This window comes from Bartonella sp. HY328, from assembly GCF_025449335.1.
Lineage (GTDB): Bacteria > Pseudomonadota > Alphaproteobacteria > Rhizobiales > Rhizobiaceae > HY038.
This window is the reverse complement of sequence record NZ_CP104883.1, coordinates 2,786,090-2,806,306: the sequence shown is the minus strand read 5'-3', so window position 1 is coordinate 2,806,306 and position 20,217 is coordinate 2,786,090. Positions and strand designations below refer to the sequence as shown.

The 20,217-nt window shown below is 40.5% G+C and carries 17 protein-coding genes and 1 pseudogene; 7 read left to right on the top strand and 11 right to left on the bottom strand.

What is annotated here, in order from left to right; translation table 11 throughout:
* Nucleotides 1–57: 57 nt before the first annotated feature.
* Nucleotides 58–1,557 (bottom strand): tryptophan 7-halogenase, encoded by a 1,500-nt coding sequence (locus N5852_RS11980; protein ID WP_262098006.1) that lies wholly within the window; start codon nt 1,555–1,557, stop codon nt 58–60.
* Between the two features lie 68 nt (nt 1,558–1,625).
* Nucleotides 1,626–3,104 carry a tryptophan 7-halogenase gene (locus N5852_RS11975; protein WP_262098005.1) on the bottom strand — a complete coding sequence of 493 codons (1,479 nt, stop codon included), beginning with the start codon at nt 3,102–3,104 and terminating at the stop codon, nt 1,626–1,628.
* A gap of 764 nt (nt 3,105–3,868) precedes the next feature.
* Between N5852_RS11975 and tolQ the strand changes: the two are divergent.
* The 4 genes and pseudogenes from tolQ to N5852_RS11955 form a co-directional block, all read left to right on the top strand.
* A pseudogene (gene tolQ, locus N5852_RS11970) lies at nt 3,869–4,564 on the top strand (protein TolQ); the annotation flags it as partial.
* Between the two features lie 194 nt (nt 4,565–4,758).
* Nucleotides 4,759–5,226, top strand: coding sequence for an ExbD/TolR family protein (locus tag N5852_RS11965; RefSeq protein WP_262098004.1), 468 nt, complete (start codon nt 4,759–4,761; stop codon nt 5,224–5,226).
* Between the two features lie 61 nt (nt 5,227–5,287).
* Nucleotides 5,288–6,574 (top strand): cell envelope integrity protein TolA, encoded by a 1,287-nt coding sequence (locus N5852_RS11960; protein ID WP_262098003.1) that lies wholly within the window; start codon nt 5,288–5,290, stop codon nt 6,572–6,574.
* 83 nt (nt 6,575–6,657) lie between these two features.
* Nucleotides 6,658–7,191, top strand: coding sequence for a cell envelope integrity protein TolA (locus N5852_RS11955; RefSeq protein ID WP_262098002.1), 534 nt, complete (start codon nt 6,658–6,660; stop codon nt 7,189–7,191).
* Nucleotides 7,192–7,207: 16 nt separating this feature from the next.
* Here N5852_RS11955 and N5852_RS11950 read toward each other — a convergent pair whose 3' ends face one another.
* From N5852_RS11950 to N5852_RS11940, 3 genes are all read right to left on the bottom strand, one after another.
* Nucleotides 7,208–7,453 (bottom strand): hypothetical protein, encoded by a 246-nt coding sequence (locus N5852_RS11950; protein ID WP_262098001.1) that lies wholly within the window; start codon nt 7,451–7,453, stop codon nt 7,208–7,210.
* Complete coding sequence (locus tag N5852_RS11945; RefSeq protein WP_262098000.1) at nt 7,443–7,640, bottom strand: hypothetical protein; 198 nt, start codon at nt 7,638–7,640, stop codon at nt 7,443–7,445. The genes N5852_RS11950 and N5852_RS11945 overlap by 11 nt, the downstream gene beginning before the upstream one ends.
* 162 nt (nt 7,641–7,802) lie before the next feature.
* A complete protein-coding gene (locus N5852_RS11940) occupies nt 7,803–8,369 on the bottom strand; it encodes an HdeD family acid-resistance protein (RefSeq protein WP_262097999.1) in 567 nt (188 codons plus the stop codon).
* 520 nt (nt 8,370–8,889) lie between these two features.
* On the opposite strand from N5852_RS11940, the gene N5852_RS11935 reads away from it, so the two are divergent.
* From N5852_RS11935 to N5852_RS11925, 3 genes are all read left to right on the top strand, one after another.
* Nucleotides 8,890–10,611, top strand: coding sequence for a Ppx/GppA phosphatase family protein (locus N5852_RS11935; protein ID WP_262097998.1), 1,722 nt, complete (start codon nt 8,890–8,892; stop codon nt 10,609–10,611).
* Entirely contained in the window at nt 10,608–11,318 is a 711-nt protein-coding gene (locus tag N5852_RS11930) for an RlmE family RNA methyltransferase (protein WP_182418583.1), read from the top strand. Before N5852_RS11935 ends, N5852_RS11930 begins: the two co-directional genes overlap by 4 nt.
* Before the next feature lie 338 nt (nt 11,319–11,656).
* Nucleotides 11,657–12,490, top strand: coding sequence for an aldo/keto reductase (locus tag N5852_RS11925; RefSeq protein ID WP_262097997.1), 834 nt, complete (start codon nt 11,657–11,659; stop codon nt 12,488–12,490).
* A gap of 971 nt (nt 12,491–13,461) precedes the next feature.
* Here the strand turns inward: N5852_RS11925 and hemA are convergent.
* The 6 genes from hemA to N5852_RS11895 form a co-directional block, all read right to left on the bottom strand.
* A complete protein-coding gene (hemA, locus tag N5852_RS11920; RefSeq protein ID WP_262097996.1) occupies nt 13,462–14,751 on the bottom strand; it encodes a 5-aminolevulinate synthase in 1,290 nt (429 codons plus the stop codon).
* A gap of 740 nt (nt 14,752–15,491) precedes the next feature.
* Nucleotides 15,492–16,070 carry a hypothetical protein gene (locus tag N5852_RS11915; RefSeq protein ID WP_262097995.1) on the bottom strand — a complete coding sequence of 193 codons (579 nt, stop codon included), beginning with the start codon at nt 16,068–16,070 and terminating at the stop codon, nt 15,492–15,494.
* A 74-nt stretch (nt 16,071–16,144) separates the two neighbouring features.
* Nucleotides 16,145–17,335: a succinyl-diaminopimelate desuccinylase gene (dapE, locus tag N5852_RS11910; protein WP_262097994.1), complete on the bottom strand. Its 1,191-nt coding sequence runs from the start codon at nt 17,333–17,335 to the stop codon at nt 16,145–16,147.
* 127 nt (nt 17,336–17,462) lie between these two features.
* Nucleotides 17,463–18,161, bottom strand: coding sequence for a polysaccharide deacetylase family protein (locus N5852_RS11905; RefSeq protein WP_262097993.1), 699 nt, complete (start codon nt 18,159–18,161; stop codon nt 17,463–17,465).
* A gap of 1 nt (nt 18,162) precedes the next feature.
* The gene (locus N5852_RS11900; RefSeq protein WP_262097992.1) at nt 18,163–18,891 is read right to left on the bottom strand and encodes a glycosyltransferase family 25 protein; all 729 of its coding nucleotides are present in this window, start codon (nt 18,889–18,891) and stop codon (nt 18,163–18,165) included.
* A 235-nt stretch (nt 18,892–19,126) separates the two neighbouring features.
* Nucleotides 19,127–19,786, bottom strand: a complete 660-nt coding sequence (locus N5852_RS11895) for a GcrA family cell cycle regulator (RefSeq protein ID WP_262097991.1) — start codon at nt 19,784–19,786, stop codon at nt 19,127–19,129.
* Nucleotides 19,787–20,217: the final 431 nt, after the last annotated feature.

Here is a 20,217-nt window from a genome sequence, read left to right as displayed (position 1 = left end):
GCTGTGATGGGTTAAATTCCCCATCACAGCCTTATCATTAAATAGAGTTTTATCGTTTTATTGTGAGAGCAATTGCTTCTGCCGCATGAGATATTGCTGAACTTCATCAAAAATGGGTTTTGGCAAGGTTGCAAGTTCATCATAGGCAGCTTTTTGCGGGATTACCCCAAGTGCAGCTCCAACCATAATCCAGCTGGTAGTATTAAACATTGGCTGCCAAGCAAAATCGCCATATCCTTCAAAATCTACAAATCGTGGTAAGCGTGTTTTCAAGACTTCACAAAGATCTTGATATTCTGTTGAACGCTGTGCATTTTTTGCATCCTGCCAAAATAACGTATCTTCGCGGTTAGTATCGTAATGTAAGCGAAGGAAATCTTTCATTTCGCTCCAGCCTATTTTATTGTCTTGATTAAAGGTTTCAATGGTATTTTCACCAATAATCCCATGGCCATCAAATACAATATTCTCAAATCTATCAAGTACGCGCAGCATATGGCCGATAGAGGTCGCTTCCAAGGGCTCAATAAATCCTGATGACAAGCCAACCGCTAAAACGTTTTTGCACCAAACATTTTCAAAATGACCTGGATCAAATTGTATCACTGTTTGCGGTTCAATCGAATGGCCAAGATAGGCTTCCACTTCTTTAAGTGCGGAATTTTCATCACTATGTTTGCTAGAGAAGGCGTAGCCCGAACCGATTTTATCGGCGAGTGGAATTTGCCACATCCAACCAGCTTGCATAGCAATGGAGCGTGTATAAAGTGTAGGATTAGCATTAGGCTGCTTAATGGTAAAAGGCAGGATACGATCCAAAATTAGCTCTTTGCTGAAGGATCGCCATTTTTGCTTATAGGTTTCACCAATACCAATACGGCGCAAACCTGAAGCATCGATTACAAAGTCAACATCCAAATTACCTTCGGGTGTTTGCAGAGCAGTTGTTTTCCCATCCTTATCCAGAATAAGTTTTTCAACTTTCAAGTGTTTGTGCGTAATATTCCTTGTCTTGGCAATGGTTTTCAAAAATTCTGCCGCTTTCTTTCCATCAAAATGGAAAGATGGCCCTAAACCCGTTTTATTAGAAGCGAGCGCAATATGAGCTTGAGCTTGGGTTGCATTATTCTTAATCAACTGGAATCCAGCAAAATAGCTAAACATATCAAGGCCAGCGGCCATACGACCAGCAAGCAGTGGATAGGTCCGATTGGTTGTTCCTTCTAATTCTTCACTGCCACCGTTAAGATTATGGAATAAATGAAAATAGATATCATTAGCGCTACCATTACGCCAACCCTCGAAGGAGGAACCAAATTTTACGGTAGCCTTGGTCGCATTTATAAATTCTTCAATATTAATGCTATTTTTCTGAAGTCCTAAAACCAGATTTGAAAAACCGCCCTTAATAGCATTTTTACCGTCATCTGCACCATCTTCTAATAATAGTATTTCGACTTCGGGAGCCGCGATGCGGCGAAAAGTCAGCGCTGAAAACCAACCTGCGATTCCACCGCCGATAACAACAATACGTTTGGCATTTCTAAGATTAATCATGATTGACCCTTAACACTAAGTCAGTGCGCATATGCGCGATGTAATTGCGTTGTATTGAAAAAACGGCATTAACCTTGTAGATATCGATTGACCTGTTCAAAGATTTCCGCGGGCATAACGTCTAATTCACTGAGCGCCGTTTGAGGTGTAACAATCCCCATAGCACTTGCAACAGTGATCCAGTCTAATGGCACAAATAACGGCGGCCAACCAAAGCCACTATAATTTTCCAAATCTGCTGCCCGTGGAAAGCGCTCAGCAAATACCTTGCGCAATTCCTGATAGGTCTTGGAACGCGGAAGTTTTTTAACGTCACGCCAGAAAGAACTATCCTTGCGCTGCGTTTCGTAATGCAATCGTGTAAAGTCGGCAATTTCGTTAAAGGTTTTTGCGTGATCCTTGTTAATGGCAGCAATGGTCGTTTCGCCTATAATGCCGTGCCCTTCAATCACCGCTTGCTCAACCTTATAAATAAGCGAGAAAAACTGCGCAAGGCTTGCTGATACTAAAGGCTCAATGAAACCAACCGCTGGTCCCACGGCGAGGGTATTTTTATGCCAATTGCTTTCAAAATAACCCTGATCAAGATCGACAGGATTTGCAAAAGTAATTTTTTGTTCAAGTAAATCAGCTGCTTCTTTTAATGCCGCTTCATCACTAGTATATTTTGAAGTAAGGAAGTAGCTAGCACTGATATGGTTTTTTAATGGTACTAATTGTAACCAACCACATTTCATGGCAATGGCGCGAGTGTAAAGTCGTGGATTCACCATGGCTGGTTCGACATTAAATTGTAAAACACGATTAATAGGGAACTGCTCTTTAAGTGAATGCCATTTGCTTTTATAAGCTTCACCAAGACTTAAACGCTTTGTATCTGCTGCATCTACAACAAAATCGACATTGATATCGCCAAGATCAGTATTAAGAGCGGTTGTATTGCCCTCATCATCCAAGACAAGTTTATGTACTTTCATAATCTGATGTTTAACACCGCGACCAATAGCAATATTTTTTAAGTAGTTAACGCATTTTTGCACATCAAAATGATAGGAAGGTATTAAACCGCTTTTGCGCGCGCCTAAAATTAGATTGGCTTGGACTTGTGGAATATTTTGAGTGAACATGGAAAAGCCGGGATAAAACCCCACTAAATCGATATTTTTTGCAATGCGGCCTGCCAAAAATGGATAGGTGCGATTAGCAATAACATCAAGCTCTTCTACGCCTTGATTAAATCCATGAAACAGATGAAAAAAAACATCATTGTCACCGCTATGGCGCCAATTTTCAAACGATGAACCAAGTTTAATGGTCAAATCACTGGCAAAAGCAAATTCATCAATATTGATTTGATTTGCTTGTAAAGCCGCACTTAAAACAGGAAGGCTACCTGCGCCTAAGCCCTGACTGATTTTTTGTTCGTCATCATAAACAATAACCTCTACCTCTGTGCTTGATATCCGCCGAAAGGTAAGGGCTGCAAACCAAGCTTCAATTGTGCTGCCAATAATTGCGATACGCTTGGCGTTTCTGAGGTTTATCATCTGTATTTTTCCTCGATTTTTAGTCGATTTCTATCTGCTTAAAATTTAAGTTTTTGCTCTTTATTTTTGGGCGTTACTCATATGGATAGTTTACAAGATATACACCCCTATGTATGTATCAATGATCATTAAATTAAAAATAATTAAAATACAAATCAAAGCAGCATTATCCACCAAAATACTAATATTTATATTGAGTTTTACACTTTGACTAAATATTTATATGGAACAGATCACTATAACATCAAGAATTTATGTTTAAAAAGAACGTGTTTTTAAGCAAAATTTTAGGTAGCACAAGGCAACAAAATATTCATCACGCAGTTGAAAGTGAACTTGCCTCGCAACATAAGCGCTCAGAATTATAATATTTATCGCGCAATAAAGGTGTTAGGTAAATACAATATTGGTATTTAGAAAATCCCTCATCAAATGGCAAAGCTGGCTTAATAAAATCGCTAAAATACCTAATTGATGGCAGGTTTTAGCCTTTGTTTCACCAAAATTTAAAGCGAAAAACAAAAGATCAAAAAAGATTGCTTGCAATTAAATATGCGTAAATCTTTCAAGCTTATACATCAATCTATGATTTAGCAAAATTGATACGCCTATAGCTTATGTGATGCAGATGATAATCGGCAAAAGTTGAACGACATTTGTTTATGTTTTGACGATATTAACAAGCAAGATAGCATATCAGAAGTATGAGCAAAAACGAAGGAAGCCCTTATAAATAAGGGTGTATATTTTAAGGAAAAATAATCATGGACGCGATAGCTCCTGTTGCGGATGTTACACTTTTAGGCCTTTTCATGCAGGCCAATTGGATTGTTAAGCTGGTTATGCTCGGCTTAATTATCGCTTCAATTTGGAGTTGGGCAGTTATTTTTGATAAAATGATTGCTTTTGCCAATGCGCGCCGCGCCATAAAACGCTTTGAACAAGTGTTTTGGTCTGGCCAATCTTTGGAAGATCTTTATCGCAACCTTGATGAGCGTCGTGTGAGCGGCATGGGAACAGTCTTTATGGCTGCCATGCGGGAATGGAAAAAATCTTTTGAAAAAGGCGCTCGATCACCTTTTGGTTTACAAATGCGTATCGATAAAGCAATGGATGTGGCTCTTGCACGTGAAACAGACCGTTTGGAATCTCGTCTTGGGCTTTTGGCAACCATTGGTTCTGCTTCGCCCTTTATTGGTCTTTTTGGTACTGTTATTGGTATTATGACGTCGTTTCAGGCCATTGCTCAATCACAAAATACCAGCCTTGCTATTGTGGCGCCCGGTATTGCTGAAGCGCTGCTTGCAACCGCTATTGGTTTGCTTGCCGCTATTCCAGCCGTTATCGCCTACAATAAATTAAGTGCTGATGCTGCGCGCATTGGTGGACAACTTGAAGGTTTTGCTGATGAGTTTTCTGGCATTCTTTCACGGCAGATTGACGAAAGGTCTAACCCACAACGTCCTGCACAGCAAAGCAATCAATTTACCCAACAGCAAGCAGCAGCTCCGCGTTCCAATCCCGTAGAAGAACGCAGCAATAGTGAGCGTCTTGCAGCCGATCCACTATCGCCTAACCGTGATTCTTTTGATCGTGCGAGCCAAGATCGCGGCTCCTTTGATCGACGTAACAATGACGGAGGCATGTTTTAATCATGGCGATGTCGGTTGGTGGATCAGGAAGCGGCCATGGACGGCGCGGACGGCGTAGAGGCGGTAAACGTGCTTTAATGAGTGAGATTAACGTAACGCCGATGGTGGATGTCATGCTGGTTCTTCTAATTATTTTTATGGTTTCTGCACCGCTTTTAATTAATGGCGTACCTATGGATTTGCCAAAATCGGGAGCTGGACCTATTTCGGCGCAAAAGGAACCCATAACGGTGTCAGTTACCGCCGATGGGCGTTATGCGATAAAAAAAGAATTTTATCCGCGTGATCAGATTACTCAGCGTCTTAAAGCTATTGGTGGGGTTAGTTCTGAAGGACTTGGACAGCGAATTGTTGTACAAGGTGAACGCAATGCCAATTATGAAACCGTACTTGATCTCATTGATCTTATTCAAAAAGCTGGCTTTAGCAATATTGCCCTTGCTAGCTCACCTTCAAATAGTGGTCGATAATGACCAAGCTGGTTTTAACCAAGAATTACTAATTGTAGCCAAAAGTCATAAGTAGAAAAATATGAAGTCAGGTTTTTTATCATCGGTTGGGTTACACGCACTCGCACTTGCTATCGCATTTATTAGTTTTAATGCGGTACCAAAGCCGCTTGAAAATACATTGACGGAAGCATTGCCGATTACGTTGGTGCCAATTAGCGATAAAGCTTCAATACGCGAAGGCGACAAAAATTCGGCGTTAGCAGACAGCCCAGCCCCTAAACCAACAAAAAAGCCTCCAGTTAAGCCAGAAGCAAAAAACACTGGTGATGGCGAGGTTGATGTTGCTACACCGTTAAAACCCAAAGAAAAACCGCGCGATGTCAATGCAAACCAGCCAACCGCAGGTAAGCCTGATGCTAAACCTGATATTGTATCACCGCAGGATAAACCAATTGAAGCTAAACCAGATAGTGGTGCAATGGATGCAACACAGGTAACGCCAAAGGCTGAGCCACCAACACCACAAATAGTTGAAAACAAAAACAAGCCAAATATCGTCAAGCCAGAGCCCGTAAAGCCAGTAGAGCCAAAGCCTATAGAACCTAAGCCGGTTGAACCAAAACCAGAGCCTGTAAAGCCAGAACAGCCAAAACCAGAGCCACAAGAGATTCCAACACAAGCCGCAACGCAAGAGGATCTTCAACCAAAACCTATGGAGCCAAAGCCTGTTGAGCCACAACCAACAGTTTCAAAGCCAGTAGAAGCTGTAAAACCACAAGAAACAACGCAAGTCGAACCGGTACCGCAATTGCCAACCACAAATGCACCGATCCCTGGTGCACGCCCGCAAGCAACAGCCAAAACCACCGAACGTGCGCCAACGGAGACACCAAAGCCTTCAGCGAGCTCCGCCGCTGGTGAAGATGTTGCAGATATTATCAATAATAACCCACAAACTGCAATGATTGACAGAACGCGAACCCAAGGTGGCGGTGCTAAACGCAGTGAGGATGAGGCTAGCTTTGGTGGCTCGCAAAATATTGGTGATCAAAAAGCGCTCGCACAGACACTTGGTTCTATCATCCAAGGCTGTGTTCAAGCACAGTGGTCACTTCCAACAGGTTTTGATGCCTATGGTTCGCAGGTAAAAGTAGAAGCTCGATTTGAACTAAGTCCCAATGGGGATATTATTGGAACGCCAATATTAGTTGTAACGGGTGGTGATCCTGCAATGAAGCGCACCATGGAAACAACAGCAACGTCAGCTTTAATGCGTTGCTCGCCCTTTAAAGGTCTGCCTCCTGAATCTTATCAAGATTGGAAATCTATAATAATGAATTTGGGGCTTCCACAGCGACAAATTTGATGGCTTTCTAAAACAAAAAAATTCAAGTACCATTTGTTTTGTGATGTTTGAAGAAAATATGATAAAGATTGGAGGTTGAAATTTTGGTTTTTAAGAAACATTTTCCCTATGTGCTTTTTACGCTCATAATTTTTCAACCTGCTGTATATGCTGAAAAATTAGCATCAACCCCGTCATATCTAGTTGCAGACTCTTTGCCTTTAAAAGACAATATTTCAAAGCGTCCAATTTATCCAGAACCCCCAAACACAACGCCAGATGGGAAGAAACAAGGCTTTGGTGAGCAAATTAGTAGCAATAACAAAGCCAGTCTTGCTCAAACCGTTGGATCAGTTATTCAAGGCTGCATGTCCAATGTATGGAGCTTACCAGTAGGCTTTGGCAGTGATGGTCTTGAGCGTTTAAAAGTTCAAGTAGAAATGGAGCTTGATCGCGATGGTGCCATTATCGGCGAACTGAAAATAACGCCAATTGGCGGCGATGAAAAACAACAAAAAATTATGGCAACAACTGCGAAAGCCGCTTTAAACCGCTGTTCACCTTTTAAAGGATTGCCAGTCGAGCATTATGATAGCTGGCAGAAGATTTTAATAAACTTAGTTGCGCCTACAAAATAAAAAATAAAATTAAGTATCAAGCAACTAATGGTGAATTTAGCAATATTGCTAATTCACCGAATGGTTCAATATTATTAGCCTCTAACACAGCAAGCGTTAACCACACCAAAACGGCGATAAGAACCAATGCCAATGTAAGCAGTAAAAAAAAGCGTCTTTTTACCTGCTTGATTGGCAGTTGCCCGATATCTTTATGGCTTTGGCCAGCATTTTCCAAATTTTGCTGTTCAGTGCTTTTTAGGTTTTTATGATCAATCGTCATTCGATGAATTCAAATTCTCCGGCAATGTTCCTGTTTGAGCAATATCAGTAACATAGCCCAGTTCTTTTAAAGTTTTCGTTAGGAGTTGGCTTGCTGCCATTTCGATTGAGCAACCCTTATATTCCTTATCATTAAATGTTCTTAAGCCATTTACACTCACATCATCAAGTTCAATCGTAATTTTCATAAAAGCCTTCCCCATATTTATTGCATTTACCTATATTTATTGTAGTTCTAAGGTAATGCAGTTTGGCTATAATGTGAAGATGATTAAAATAAAAAAGCAGAGCTGAATGGATTTAAAATCCTGCTTCAAGCTCTGCTTTAAACCTATCTTTTAAAAAAGCTTTTATTGCTGAATAGCTTTTAAACCAAGCGCAAATGCAATACAGCCCCAACCTTGGAAAATAAGATCAATGGCAATGAAAATACCAATAATATAAAATGAATTTGCAGGCCAGCCAATAAGAATCAAAAGTCCTAAGAGTGCAGAAAGTATCCCAGCAGCAATAATCCAACCAGATCCAGTGATGCCATTATTTTGGAAGCCAATTGCAATACGCAAGGCGCCTGACAAAATAAGGAAGAAACCAAGTACAAAGGTTAGAATAACCACAGCTTCGAGTGGATTATAAAAACAAACGAATCCGGCTAGAACATAGATGATACCAGCGATCATCCATAATAAAAATTGACCCCAGCCTTTAACACTAAATGATTGGAAAATTTGGGCAACGCCGCCAAATATCATTAAAGCACCAATATAAAAGGCTGCAACAACAGACGCCGCCAACGTATAAATGCCAGCAATAAAACCAATTACTAAAAGCGCAATACCAAGCGCTAAGAACCAACCCCATTTAATACCAATATTAGGAAGGGGAGGCATGCTATTTCTTGAATTAAATGAAGACATGGAATTTTCCTTCTCTTTAGAATGTAATGATAAATAATCATTACAAGTATTTTAAAATTTCTTTTTTCGTCAAATAAGCTATTGAATATTCTTCTTAGCTAAAAACAAATATTGCTCCCACAATTCTATTTATATTGTATATATAATAATAAAACCGCGTAAACAAAAGCCACGCACCCTTCACAATTTCGCTATCAAACTAAATCAAGCGGTAATCTAATAATTATCTTATTTTTCTTTGGTGATTTTGATGAAATTTGCTGTTTGGGCGGCGATTATTGCGCCAAAATTGAAAAACGCACAGTTTAGCGTCAAAAAAATCAAGATTATGTCATTTACCTATTGGTAAATCGTCAAAGCACTGTTACATTGGTAACAACGTAAAATATTAAGTGCTCCTCTCAGGCTCAATTTTATTTATTTAAAATTTTGCCTCATATTAAGCAATTGTTATTCAAGGCTTTACTTTAGCTGAATTTAAATGCTTAAAAGATTGTGTAGCGCTCACAAGGAATAGATGATGACTCCGCTACATAAAGGCTCAAAAAAGCCGGTACGGGGGGCTGGTGGCGATATGAAAGCTGATAAAAAGGCTATCGTCAATACTTTAAATGATGATAGCGGGCGTGTAACTACGCAGCAGTCATCTCATGATGGTGTACGCCCTTTTAAGACAAAAAAGCGGGCAAGAAGGCGACAGAAGTCGCGTAATGCCAACTTAAATGGCCAAAACCTGCAAGGTGATGGTGCAACGGCTGTCAGCAGTAAAGTAACAGATGTCAATAGCTCTGTGACCGATGGTGCTAATCAACCCTTTGCGGCCAAAATGGTGCAAGATGGTCAGCTTAGCGTTACGCCCAATAAAAAGCGCCGGCGTAGACGTTCGACTATTGCTCGGCCCAATCAGTCTCTACAATCGCCAGTCATGCCTGCCGATAGTCAGTTCGGGCAAAGTGACAAGGTTTGCGCCAAGACCAAGAATAAGAATGAAGGTGCGGTTTTACCCCTTAGCGCTAAAACTGTTGAGAATAATGGAAAAGATCCAACCTCTGAGCGCCGCTACCGGAAATTTCATTTAAAGCGTCACGGTGGCAAGCAGAGCCATAGTACAAAAAACAGCCGTGGTTTTGAAAAACAAGTTGGGCTTGCTGGTGTTGATAATCTAAAAGATGATTTACACAGCCACACTCATTATGACAAGCCAACGCGTCATAATGGACTTTATGCGGCGCTTGATCTTGGAACTAATAATTGCCGTCTGCTGATTGCCTCGCCCACGCGGCCTGGCTATTTTCGAGTTATTGATGCATTTTCGCGCATTGTACGCCTTGGTGAAGGTTTAAGCCGCCATAATAATTTGAGTGAAATGGCAATGACACGTGCCATTGAGGCTTTAAAAGTTTGTGCCAGTAAATTATCACAATGCAATATTAGCCATCAACGTCTTATTGCAACGGAAGCCTGTCGCTCGGCACAAAATGGTGAAGAATTTATTCAGCGTGTTAAAAACGAGACAGGACTTGCGCTTGAAATTGTCAACCGTGAAACTGAAGCGAGGCTTGCAGTTTCCGGCTGTGGCACCTTGGTGGAACCTGAAACAGAAGCCATAGTGCTTTTTGACATTGGTGGCGGCTCGTCTGAAATTGCGCTGATTGATGTCTCACATCGGCGCTCACCACGTCTTGCCGATCATATTATTGCTTGGACATCACTACCAGTTGGTGTTGTTACCCTTGCCGAGCTTTTTGGCGGTGAAACGGTAACACCAGATGATTTTAATGCCATGAAAAAGCATGTTACTGATTTGCTTGCCAATTTCAATGAGCGCGAAAAGCTTGGTGCATTGGTTAATAGTCAAGGGTTCCATTTGCTCGGTACCTCTGGCACTGTTACCACGCTTGCTGGCATACATCTTAAACTTGAGCGTTACGATCGCCGCCGTATTGACGGTATGTGGATGCAAAGCAATGAGGTTGATAGAATGACTGAAAAGCTTCTATCATGGAATATGAGTGAACGGGTTGCCAATCCTTGTATTGGCGCAGATCGCGCTGATCTTGTTTTGGCAGGCTGCGCCATTCTTGAAGCCATTCGTGATATTTGGCCAAGTGGTCGATTACGCGTTGCCGATCGCGGTTTGCGCGAGGGTATTTTAACCGAACTTATGTCGCATAGCGGCGCATGGCGCAAAAGCCGATTTGCGCGCCGACAAAACCATTATGATAAGGTACATAACAAATGAAAAAGAGCAAACCAACAACAACTGGTGGTAGAGGTGGTGCTGGTAGTCGGCAATTATTTAATCGCGTTAAAAAGAAAGCCGGTACGATCAAGGAATCATCACGCCGTTGGCTTGAACGCCATCTTAATGATCCTTACGTGCATCAATCCAAAATTGACGGATATCGCTCGCGTGCAGCATATAAGCTGATCGAGATTAATGACCGTTATAAATTGCTAAAAAAAGGCCAAAAAGTTATTGATCTTGGTGCCGCACCGGGTGGTTGGTGTCAAGTTGCAGCCGATCTTGTTGGCTCTACAGAAGAAGCGCCGAGTGTTGTTGGTATCGATTATTTGCATGTTGATCCATTAAGCGGGGTTATTTTGCTGGAAATGGATTTTCTTGATGACGATGCACCGCAAAAACTGCTTGATGCGCTTGGCAGCAAGCCTGACTTGGTTATATCGGATATGGCAGCGCCAACCACTGGGCATCGCCGCACCGATCATTTGCGGACTACTCATTTATGTGAAGTTGCAGCTGATTTTGCTATTTCAGTGCTTAGGCCAGGCGGCCACTTTCTGACCAAGACCTTCCAAGGAGGCACTGAAAATGAGTTGCTTACCATGTTGAAGAAAAACTTTAAATCAGTCCACCATGTTAAACCACCAGCATCACGTGCTGAGTCGGTGGAGCTTTATTTGCTTGCTCGCGACTTTAAAGGCTAAGTAACATTAAGTTTTAAAAAAATGACAAATAGTAAGGTGAATATTTATAAAAACCTTACTAAGTCAAAATCTAAGCTGCTGTTTTTATCAATTTAATGATTGATATAAGATTGGTCGATAGGCGTTATCGTTCCTTTCAAATGGCGTTGTTTCCCTGAAAACACGATTTTATTAAGCGAAGTGTAATATTCTCTTCGCTTTTAAATAATATATTCATATTTTCAAATATATTAAAACAAGACAGAGTGCCCCTAGAAATTGCTGGATTGGCGGCAATATAAGACGGCTAATAGTCTTGGCTTTTGCTATTTGCTAAATGAATATAATTCGAGGTTTTTATGAAAACAGCAACGCTTCCTAATGGTATTTGTGTGCCAGCTCTTGGCCAAGGAACGTGGGGCATGGGAGAAGGGCGTCAATCAGCAGGTGAAGAAGCGGACGCTTTGCGCCACGGTATACAAAGAGGTTTGACACTTATTGATACCGCAGAAATGTATGGTGACGGTGGGGCAGAACGCGTTGTTGGCGAAGCCATGCAAGGCTTTCGCGATGACATATTTTTAGTTGATAAGGTATTGCCCTCCAATGGTTGTCGACAGCGCATGCAACAGGCCTGTGAGCGCAGCTTACGCAATCTTGATACAGATTATATAGATTTATATCTTTTGCATTGGCGCGGCGCTTTTACGTTGGAAGAGGTAGTTGAGACTTTTGAAGATTTGAAGTCTCAAGGTAAGATTAAACATTGGGGTGTTAGTAACTTTGATATTGCCGATATGGAAGAGTTGCAAAAAATCGCGCCTTCAAATTCTATTATCACCGATCAAGTGCTTTATAATCTTTTGCGACGTGGTATTGAATATGATCTTATGCCTTGGTGCGAGAGCAATGCTATTCCAATCATGGCCTATTCGCCTATTGAGCAAGCGCGTATTTTAAAATATCCTCAGCTTCAACAATTAGCGAAAATATATAGAGCGACACCCGCGGCGATAGCGCTTGCCTTTGTTTTGCGCAAGCAAAATATTATTGCTATACCCAAAGCATCTGATCCAATTCATATAGATGAGAACCTAGAAGCGCTAAGCATTCAGTTGACAGAGGACGATTTAGCATTGCTTGATCGCGTATTTTCTGCACCAACGTCAAAAACACGCTTGGAAATGCTCTAGGGTCATGACCCTAACTGCGGACCTGAAACAAATTTGATGTGATTGGTTGCTTTTAAGCTTGATTTTGAATTCTAATTAAGGTTTGCAGCCAAAACTTCATTTGGACAAGGTTAAGACAAATATCATTTTTAAAAATGGCCAATCATGCTTTATTATGACGTCATTGATTAGATATTTATATCGATACTTCCTGTAATTTTATCTTGCGCAGTAAATGCTTTATAAGCATTTTGGTAAACTATGCTGCACTATCGATCCAACATGCATGAATGGCATTGCATTAAATGTCGCAAAAAAAAAGCCGGACAAATGTCCGGCAAGTTATGAAGGTGCCACATAAGGGCAAAACCTTCAGAGGGGAACACTCAAGAAAATGCAATGGGAGGAGACAAATTCTTGAGACAAATTAATGATGCCCTTTTTTTAATCAAAAGACAATTAACACTATCACACAGCTGCTATGCATTTTTTGCATATCTAATATATTTTAGGCAATTTGCACGAATAAGGGCAAGGCGCGGCTAAATAACCATCAAAAGTCGATCAAATTGGTGGATTCTTTCGATGCGTCATAAAATAATGCACAAAATTTGTGCATTAGTGATTTATCTTGCCAAAATCGATTGCGTTCCAAAAAATAGTTTTACCAGTATTCTGGAGTGGATGCGAATAAAATGAATATTTTGATATGAAGTTCAATAATGAGTGACTCTTATTGCTAGCATTTGCAAAGCTTGCACCTTGTTCAATTATCTTAGAAGAAAAATTAAACCACCTTATCCCTTCAGTAGTATTGAAAAGATATGTGTAAATTATGAATGGCTGCTATTAAACTTAGTTGTATGTTTTTTACCATTCACCAATGGCTATTATTCATTTAGGCCTATCGTTAATAATGTGGTTAAAAATAAAGCACGTTTGATTTAAGATAAACCAAACGTGCTTTAGACATTAAAGATAAAAGTTAAGTTTTAGCCGCCTGCTTGCGATAGTGTTAGTGGAATAATGCGCGCATTTTTAGAACTTCCATCGCTGTTTTGCGACGTAGATGCAGGCTTAAACGCAATCCCAAGTGCAGTCCAAGTCTCAATTAAAGCGTCTTTCAGTTCTTCAATTAATTCATCGCTATGATAGGGGGTTGGGGTAATACGTAAACGCTCTGTACCGCGTGGTACTGTTGGATAATTAATTGGTTGAATATAGATATTATGCTTTTCAAGTAGCCGGTCTGTTGCCTGTTTACAAAGGTCTGGATTGCCAACCAAAATCGGAACAATATGGGTTTGTGATGGCATGACCGGAAAACCAGCCTTGCTCAAAACATCCTTGGCTTGCTGCGCTTGACGTTGCTGCATATCCCGCTCAACTTGTGATGTTTTTAAATGCTGAATAGCAGCAGTTGCTGCAGCTGCAATTGCAGGCGGTAAAGCGGTGGTGAAAATAAAGCCAGGCGCATAAGAGCGTACCGCATCAATAATAGCTTTATTACCAGTGATATAGCCACCTAATGCACCAAAGGCCTTTGCCAAAGTGCCTTCAATAATATCAATACGGTCACAAAGATGATCACGATCAGTAATACCACCGCCGCGCTTACCATACATTCCAACAGCATGAACCTCGTCAATATAGGTCATAGCATTATATTTATCTGCAAGATCGGCAATTGCCTCAATCGGTGCAATATCTCCATCCATTGAGTAAACCGACTCAAAAGCAATAAGTTTTGCGCGTTCATTACCAGCAGCTTTTAACAGGCTCTCCAAGTGCTCAATATCATTATGGCGGAAAATCTTTTTCTCAGCACCAGACCTGCGCACACCTTCAATCATCGAGGCGTGGTTAAGCTCGTCTGAAAGGATAAGACAATTGGGGAGCAATCGACCTATTGTCGAAATAGCAGCTTCATTGGATACAAAACCCGAAGTAAATACAAGGCCTGCTTCTTTATTGTGAAGGTCGGCAAGTTCATTTTCAAGTTCAACTAAGGGGTGATTATTACCAGAAATATTACGAGTTCCGCCTGCGCCTGCGCCTGTATTACTGGCTGTCGCACATAAGGCTTCAATAACTTTAGGGTGCTGCCCCATACCAAGATAATCATTGGAACACCAAATGGTAATTTCACGCTTTTGCCCGCCATTGCGCCAAAGCGCGCGTGGAAAAGCACCAACAATCCGTTCAATATCGGCAAACACACGGTAGCGTTTTTCCTGATGTAGTTGGTCAATTGAGTCTTGGAAAAACTTATTATAGTCCATCTTTTAAAGCTCCCGGCAATCGGCGAGAAAATCTTCTACAATTTGGTCGTCAATGATAGAGTTGTAATTATGTATTATGAATTGCATATGCAAATTGCTTATTGTTATAGTGCTTTGACATCACTGACAGCAATAAAATAGGTGTTTTTTTGTCGCATATGTCCTTATACCCGATTTTATTGGAGTTATTCTAACAAAGTCAAGGGTAAAGACTAAATACATATAAAAATCAATGAAATTTACGTCATATTTGCGAAATTTAACATAGTCCGTTTTGGATAATTTTTAAAAATTGATCTTCAAATTGTTTTCATGGTGAGCCGTATGGCACAGTAACAGCCCCATCTTTTTTTGTTCATTTCAAAATACCAATTTCTATCAATAGTCGAGGCATCATGAATTTAGAAGCAATAAATCCAATTGTTTACGGTACTTGGTTGCAAAGAAATTCAGCAGGCCCTTGATTTTATCACTTTAAGCCGTTTTTAGTCTTACTGCCAATTTAACGCATTGGGTATTTTGATGTAATGACCATTATTCAGCTCTTTAAATAAGTATTGTCGCTAATGTTCAGGCTATCTGGATAATAATGGTATTAGGTAGATCCTAGAATCATCAGTTGCTAACAATAAGTCGGTGTTGAAATATACTTAAAAACGTAAAACACTTGCCAAAGTTTAAAAAAGCTGTGTTCCGGTTCTGCTTTCATTCAATATTATATTGATGAGATATCTATAATTTTAAAAATTCCAACCAAACATTTGAAGAATCATCACTTCAGCAAGAAGTGATGTGAGAAAATAAAGCAAAAACAAACCAATGGTAAAGCCAAAGCTTTCTTGCAAAACGGCATCAAAAACACGAAAGCTAATATAAATCAATGTAATCGTTAAGAAAAATATAGGAAATAATAAAATTCCTGCGCTTTGAGGAATAAGTGAAAGCAGAAGTGAAGCCGGCAGGGAACAAAGATTAATAAATCCCTGAAGCCAATTATAGGCAATAGTAAATATAATGATTTTGCTTTTTAGATTTAAAATATTGGCAAGGACAAAAATCAATAATAGCGGCAAAAACCACGAGCTTATCAAGATGAAGCTTTTGGTAAAAATCATTTCAACGAGGCTGCGGCTGGTATCAATGGCCTGGGTGCTTAAAGCTATGTCAATTAGCAGCAAGGGAGCAGCAAGAATAATTGCTTGAAAGGAAAGCCAAAATCCTCGTGATGTGAGGTCTAGCTCGTTGAGTTTATCATATTGGCCAATGCCAACTTTAAAAATGCTCGTAAGGCGACTTTTTATGGTTTCAATATCAAGCATTTTATCAGCTTTCCTTATGCTTTAAACGGTAAATATTTCTATTGCCACCAAAGCTATGTCATTGTCATGGACTATTATGCGAAAAAAGCATCCAAAAATTTCTCATAAATTTGCGTCAGATGTTCAACATCAATGAGATTTACACATTCGTCAATTTTATGCATGGTTTGCCCAACGAGCCCAAATTCAACCACTGGACAATAGTTTTTGATAAAGCGCGCGTCTGATGTGCCGCCTGAGGTTGAAAGCTTTGCTTCATTGCCGGTTACTTTTTTAATGGCACTGTTTAAAGAATTAATCAAAATTTCATCATGGGTGATAAAAACATCTGCAGGATTAGCAAGCCACGTAATGTTATAGTTACATATCTTTTGTTCATCATTATTTGCAAATTTGTTGGCTGCTTTTTCCAAGCGGCTTAAAATTTCCGCCTTTAGGCTATCCACAGTCCAACAATCATTAAAGCGAATATTAAAGCGAAAACTAGCTTTTCCAGCAATGATATTGGTTGCATTATTATCGGTGTCGATAGTAGTTAATTCTAAATTGCTTGGTTGAAATTGCTCCGTGCCTTTATCTAAAGGTGTTGCAATTAGACTTTGTGCCAACTGCAAAAGAAAAGGCAAAGGATTGTTAGCAAGATGGGGATAGGCGACATGTCCCTGTTGCCCACTAATTGTGACAATAGCAGACAACGAACCTCGGCGGCCATTTTTAATCATCTCACCAAGAAAATTTGGGTTTGTTGGCTCCCCTACAAGCGCGCTATCCCAAGTTTCACCCTTGTTTTTTGCCCATTCTAACAGTTTTACCGTGCCATTAATTGCTGACCCTTCTTCATCGCCCGTAATTAATAAAGAAACGCTTTCTTTAAATGGCTTATCTTTTGGTTGCTTATTTATAAAACGTGCAAAAGCTGCTATGAAACAGGCTATACCACCTTTCATATCGACGGCTCCGCGCCCATATAAAATATTATCGGTAATATTGGCGGCAAAAGGTGGGTGGCTCCACGCGGCTTCATCACCCGTTGGGACTACATCTGTATGGCCTGCAAACATTAAATGTCTGCCACCTGATCCAAAGCGGGCATAAAGATTTTCAATGTCTGGCGTATTGTCAGCAGTAAAAATTGGGCGCTCTACTTTAAAACCAAGATCCTCGCCAATATGCTGCAAAAGTGTTAAAGCGCCACCCTCATCAGGTGTAACAGATGGGCATTGGATTAGCTTTTGCAAAATATCAACAGGGTTTTCAAGGTTCATAACGTGCCTCTTTAAAATCATTGAGGTATAAAATTGGGGGCGGATAAAACTTCCATTAGGGCTATATTATTTTTGGCTCTACGGCTAGAAAAAATATGAGCATTACTCAAAACTTTTTGGCGCATTTTTACCGGACAAGGCACTTCAATAAAAAATGCAAAGCGCTATCATTACGCCGCACACTATGACGGGGTAATTCAAAAGCCTTATCATTTTTTTGTACTCGTCCGCGCCGTGTTGTAACGGCATTGCTATAGCCAGCTTGCTCTACAATATTGCGAACACTGTCATTTTCATCACCATAAGGATAGGCGAAACTTGATACATGAATATTCAAGGCTGTTTCCAGCTTTTGTTTTGATTGATTAATCTCAATAAAGGCTTCATTGCTTGATAATTGGCTTAAATGAGGATGGCTTAAAGTGTGACTGCCGACTTCATGGCCATAGCTTAGCCATTGTTTTATTTTGGTAATATCCATACAAGCTGCGCGTTTAGCCTTGGGATTGTCCCAATTATTCTGGCCAGCTATTTCATTTGCAACAAAATAATTCGTTGCGGTAAAGCCATGTTGATTGAGGATGGGCATAGCATTTTCAAACACTGAAAGAAAACCATCATCAAAGGTTATGACCGCGATGCGTCCTTGCTTTTGTTCAAGAATATAGGGCATTGCATCTTTGAGCGATAGCCCCTTGATGCCAAGACGATTAAGCCAAGCCATTTGTTTGGCAAAGTTTTTTGGGCTAACATAATTGCTGCGTGATGGTGTGCCTGATGGCGGTGGCTCATCTATGTGATGATATAATAAAATAGGAATAGCCATTTCATAAACTCCTTTGTTGCGATAAGCTGGCTATACGCTTTCGGTAAAGAGGACGCAAAATTTCACGGCGTAACTTATCCCAAAACCGAGTTTTCTTTTGTACTGTTGAGCCACCAAGCGCGGCGGATATTTCGCTAACGCCACCTGGCAAAACCGATAATGGTCTAACATTTGTTAGCCAAAACATTTGTAGAGTGGTATCAACCGGCCGATCAAATTGCATTGTGGCATCTAAAAGTTTTTGCGCGCAATTGCGGCCGATATATTGCGCCACTTGCCCAAGTCCAACTGGACACGGTTCAATCAAACGGTGATTTTGCTTTTGTGCAAGGATTTTTCCGCTTTCGCGTTCACGAAAAGGAAAGCGGATATAAGTATCTTCATTCATAAAAGGTAAAGCGGTTGCGAGGCTTAATTCAAAATCCGCCGTTAAAGTCACATCGTCTTCAAAAATGAAAGCGCCGACAAGACCTTGATCAATGATTTGCTGCCAAGCCTTGCGATGTGATAAAAAGCAAGCAATTTCCGTGCGCGATAAAGCGAAAGGGTAAAATGGTTTTTGGCTTTTTGGCTTGTAATGATTATCAATCACGTTTTGGTCAAGAATATTGGCGTCAATTGCTGCAGTAATTTCGCAGCTAAAAGGCAGTGAAGCGCTTAATGCTTCAACCTGCGCTTGACGATCTTTGGCGCGTTCTAAATGTATGATGAAAGCCTTTATTTCTGACATGTCTTATTCACCATCATTATTGTGCAATCCTATTTAGTACTATGATCTCGAAAATAACCCTTATCATAATCCCAGCAGGATTTAACTATCAAACCTCTTATAATTTGGCCTATTGGCAATAAAATAACATATAAATTATGGTTATAGATGATAAAGTAAAAAGCGAAAGGCATATTGCAACCCTTCACTTTAATTTAGTCTATTGTTTAATCTTATAAATTACTATGCCCTGAGCCTAGGCTCTAACGCGGCGACGGTCTGAAATCGGCTGGAAAGCAATTTTAGAATGAAAACTGCAATAAGGACTGGATTCACCAGAATCTGCGCCACAAAAATGGAAATCTTCATTAAGCGGATCGCCAATAGGCCATTTGCAGGTGCTTTCGGTTAATTGTAAAAGCGTCAAATTGCGCTTCATTGGCACAATATTGCTATCAGCTAAGGATGCATCAAAATCTGCGGCGGCATTTGCTGAAAAGTCCACCTTGACGCTACTTGATGAAAATGTGGTTTGTGGACGAGGCTCACGCTCAGTTTGAGGGGCCGCGCGCATAGTTGAGGTCGCTTCAGTTTTGCGTGGACGAGCTTCACTCGCAATTGGTTCCACACGTGGCGCTGGCTTTTCAGCCGCAGGGCGAGTAGCGCGCGGTGCAGCACTTGATGCTGTTTGCTTTGCCGTTTCTTCAACAACTGGTGCACTGGTTTGTGTTGCAGATTTAGCCGCCCGTGGTTGCGCTTTGGTAGTTTTGCCTCTGCCTGACAATTTCAGGCGATGTACCTTACCAATAACAGCATTACGGCTTACGCCACCAAGTTGCGCAGCAATTTGGCTTGCGCTTAAACCTTCGGCCCAAAGCTTGGTTAAAAGCTCTACACGCTCATCTGTCCAGTTCATACCAGGACTCCATTATCTCTTTTGTGCATTTTCAATCAAATTCATTCGCATATTATATGTTAAACAAAATAACATCCCAAATTTGGCCTTGTTCCAAATTTGATTTGCTATGCTAACCATATGTATGTATTTAATCCAAATGCACCACTATATGTGGTTATATTAATCTTAAGCTACATATTGTAGGCCTTCAAGGCAAGATGTCTTGTTCTTATCTCACAACTTTTGACCGTTTTTGGTCAATATCGATAAATCTTGCCATAGATAATTGACATGCTGATGCATGTCCATAGCGCAAAACGTAACAATTTGATTATACATTTGCATATTTACCCAAAATTTGTTGTTTAAAAACATCTTGAAATAATCAATAGCTCTCCAAATCTCAAGCTTTACTATTCGCTTTTGAAGCTGATGAAGTGCTTTTTGTT

Coding starts and splice junctions, on each gene's coding strand:
- N5852_RS11980 (WP_262098006.1), bottom strand. CDS start 1,557: ATGATTAATCTTAGAAATGCCAAACGTATTGTTGTTATCGGCGGTGGA.
- N5852_RS11975 (WP_262098005.1), bottom strand. CDS start 3,104: ATGATAAACCTCAGAAACGCCAAGCGTATCGCAATTATTGGCAGCACA.
- N5852_RS11965 (WP_262098004.1), top strand. CDS start 4,759: ATGGCGATGTCGGTTGGTGGATCAGGAAGCGGCCATGGACGGCGCGGA.
- N5852_RS11960 (WP_262098003.1), top strand. CDS start 5,288: ATGAAGTCAGGTTTTTTATCATCGGTTGGGTTACACGCACTCGCACTT.
- N5852_RS11950 (WP_262098001.1), bottom strand. CDS start 7,453: ATGACGATTGATCATAAAAACCTAAAAAGCACTGAACAGCAAAATTTG.
- N5852_RS11945 (WP_262098000.1), bottom strand. CDS start 7,640: ATGAAAATTACGATTGAACTTGATGATGTGAGTGTAAATGGCTTAAGA.
- N5852_RS11940 (WP_262097999.1), bottom strand. CDS start 8,369: ATGTCTTCATTTAATTCAAGAAATAGCATGCCTCCCCTTCCTAATATT.
- N5852_RS11935 (WP_262097998.1), top strand. CDS start 8,890: ATGACTCCGCTACATAAAGGCTCAAAAAAGCCGGTACGGGGGGCTGGT.
- N5852_RS11930 (WP_182418583.1), top strand. CDS start 10,608: ATGAAAAAGAGCAAACCAACAACAACTGGTGGTAGAGGTGGTGCTGGT.
- N5852_RS11925 (WP_262097997.1), top strand. CDS start 11,657: ATGAAAACAGCAACGCTTCCTAATGGTATTTGTGTGCCAGCTCTTGGC.
- hemA (WP_262097996.1), bottom strand. CDS start 14,751: ATGGACTATAATAAGTTTTTCCAAGACTCAATTGACCAACTACATCAG.
- N5852_RS11915 (WP_262097995.1), bottom strand. CDS start 16,070: ATGCTTGATATTGAAACCATAAAAAGTCGCCTTACGAGCATTTTTAAA.
- dapE (WP_262097994.1), bottom strand. CDS start 17,335: ATGAACCTTGAAAACCCTGTTGATATTTTGCAAAAGCTAATCCAATGC.
- N5852_RS11905 (WP_262097993.1), bottom strand. CDS start 18,161: ATGGCTATTCCTATTTTATTATATCATCACATAGATGAGCCACCGCCA.
- N5852_RS11900 (WP_262097992.1), bottom strand. CDS start 18,891: ATGTCAGAAATAAAGGCTTTCATCATACATTTAGAACGCGCCAAAGAT.
- N5852_RS11895 (WP_262097991.1), bottom strand. CDS start 19,786: ATGAACTGGACAGATGAGCGTGTAGAGCTTTTAACCAAGCTTTGGGCC.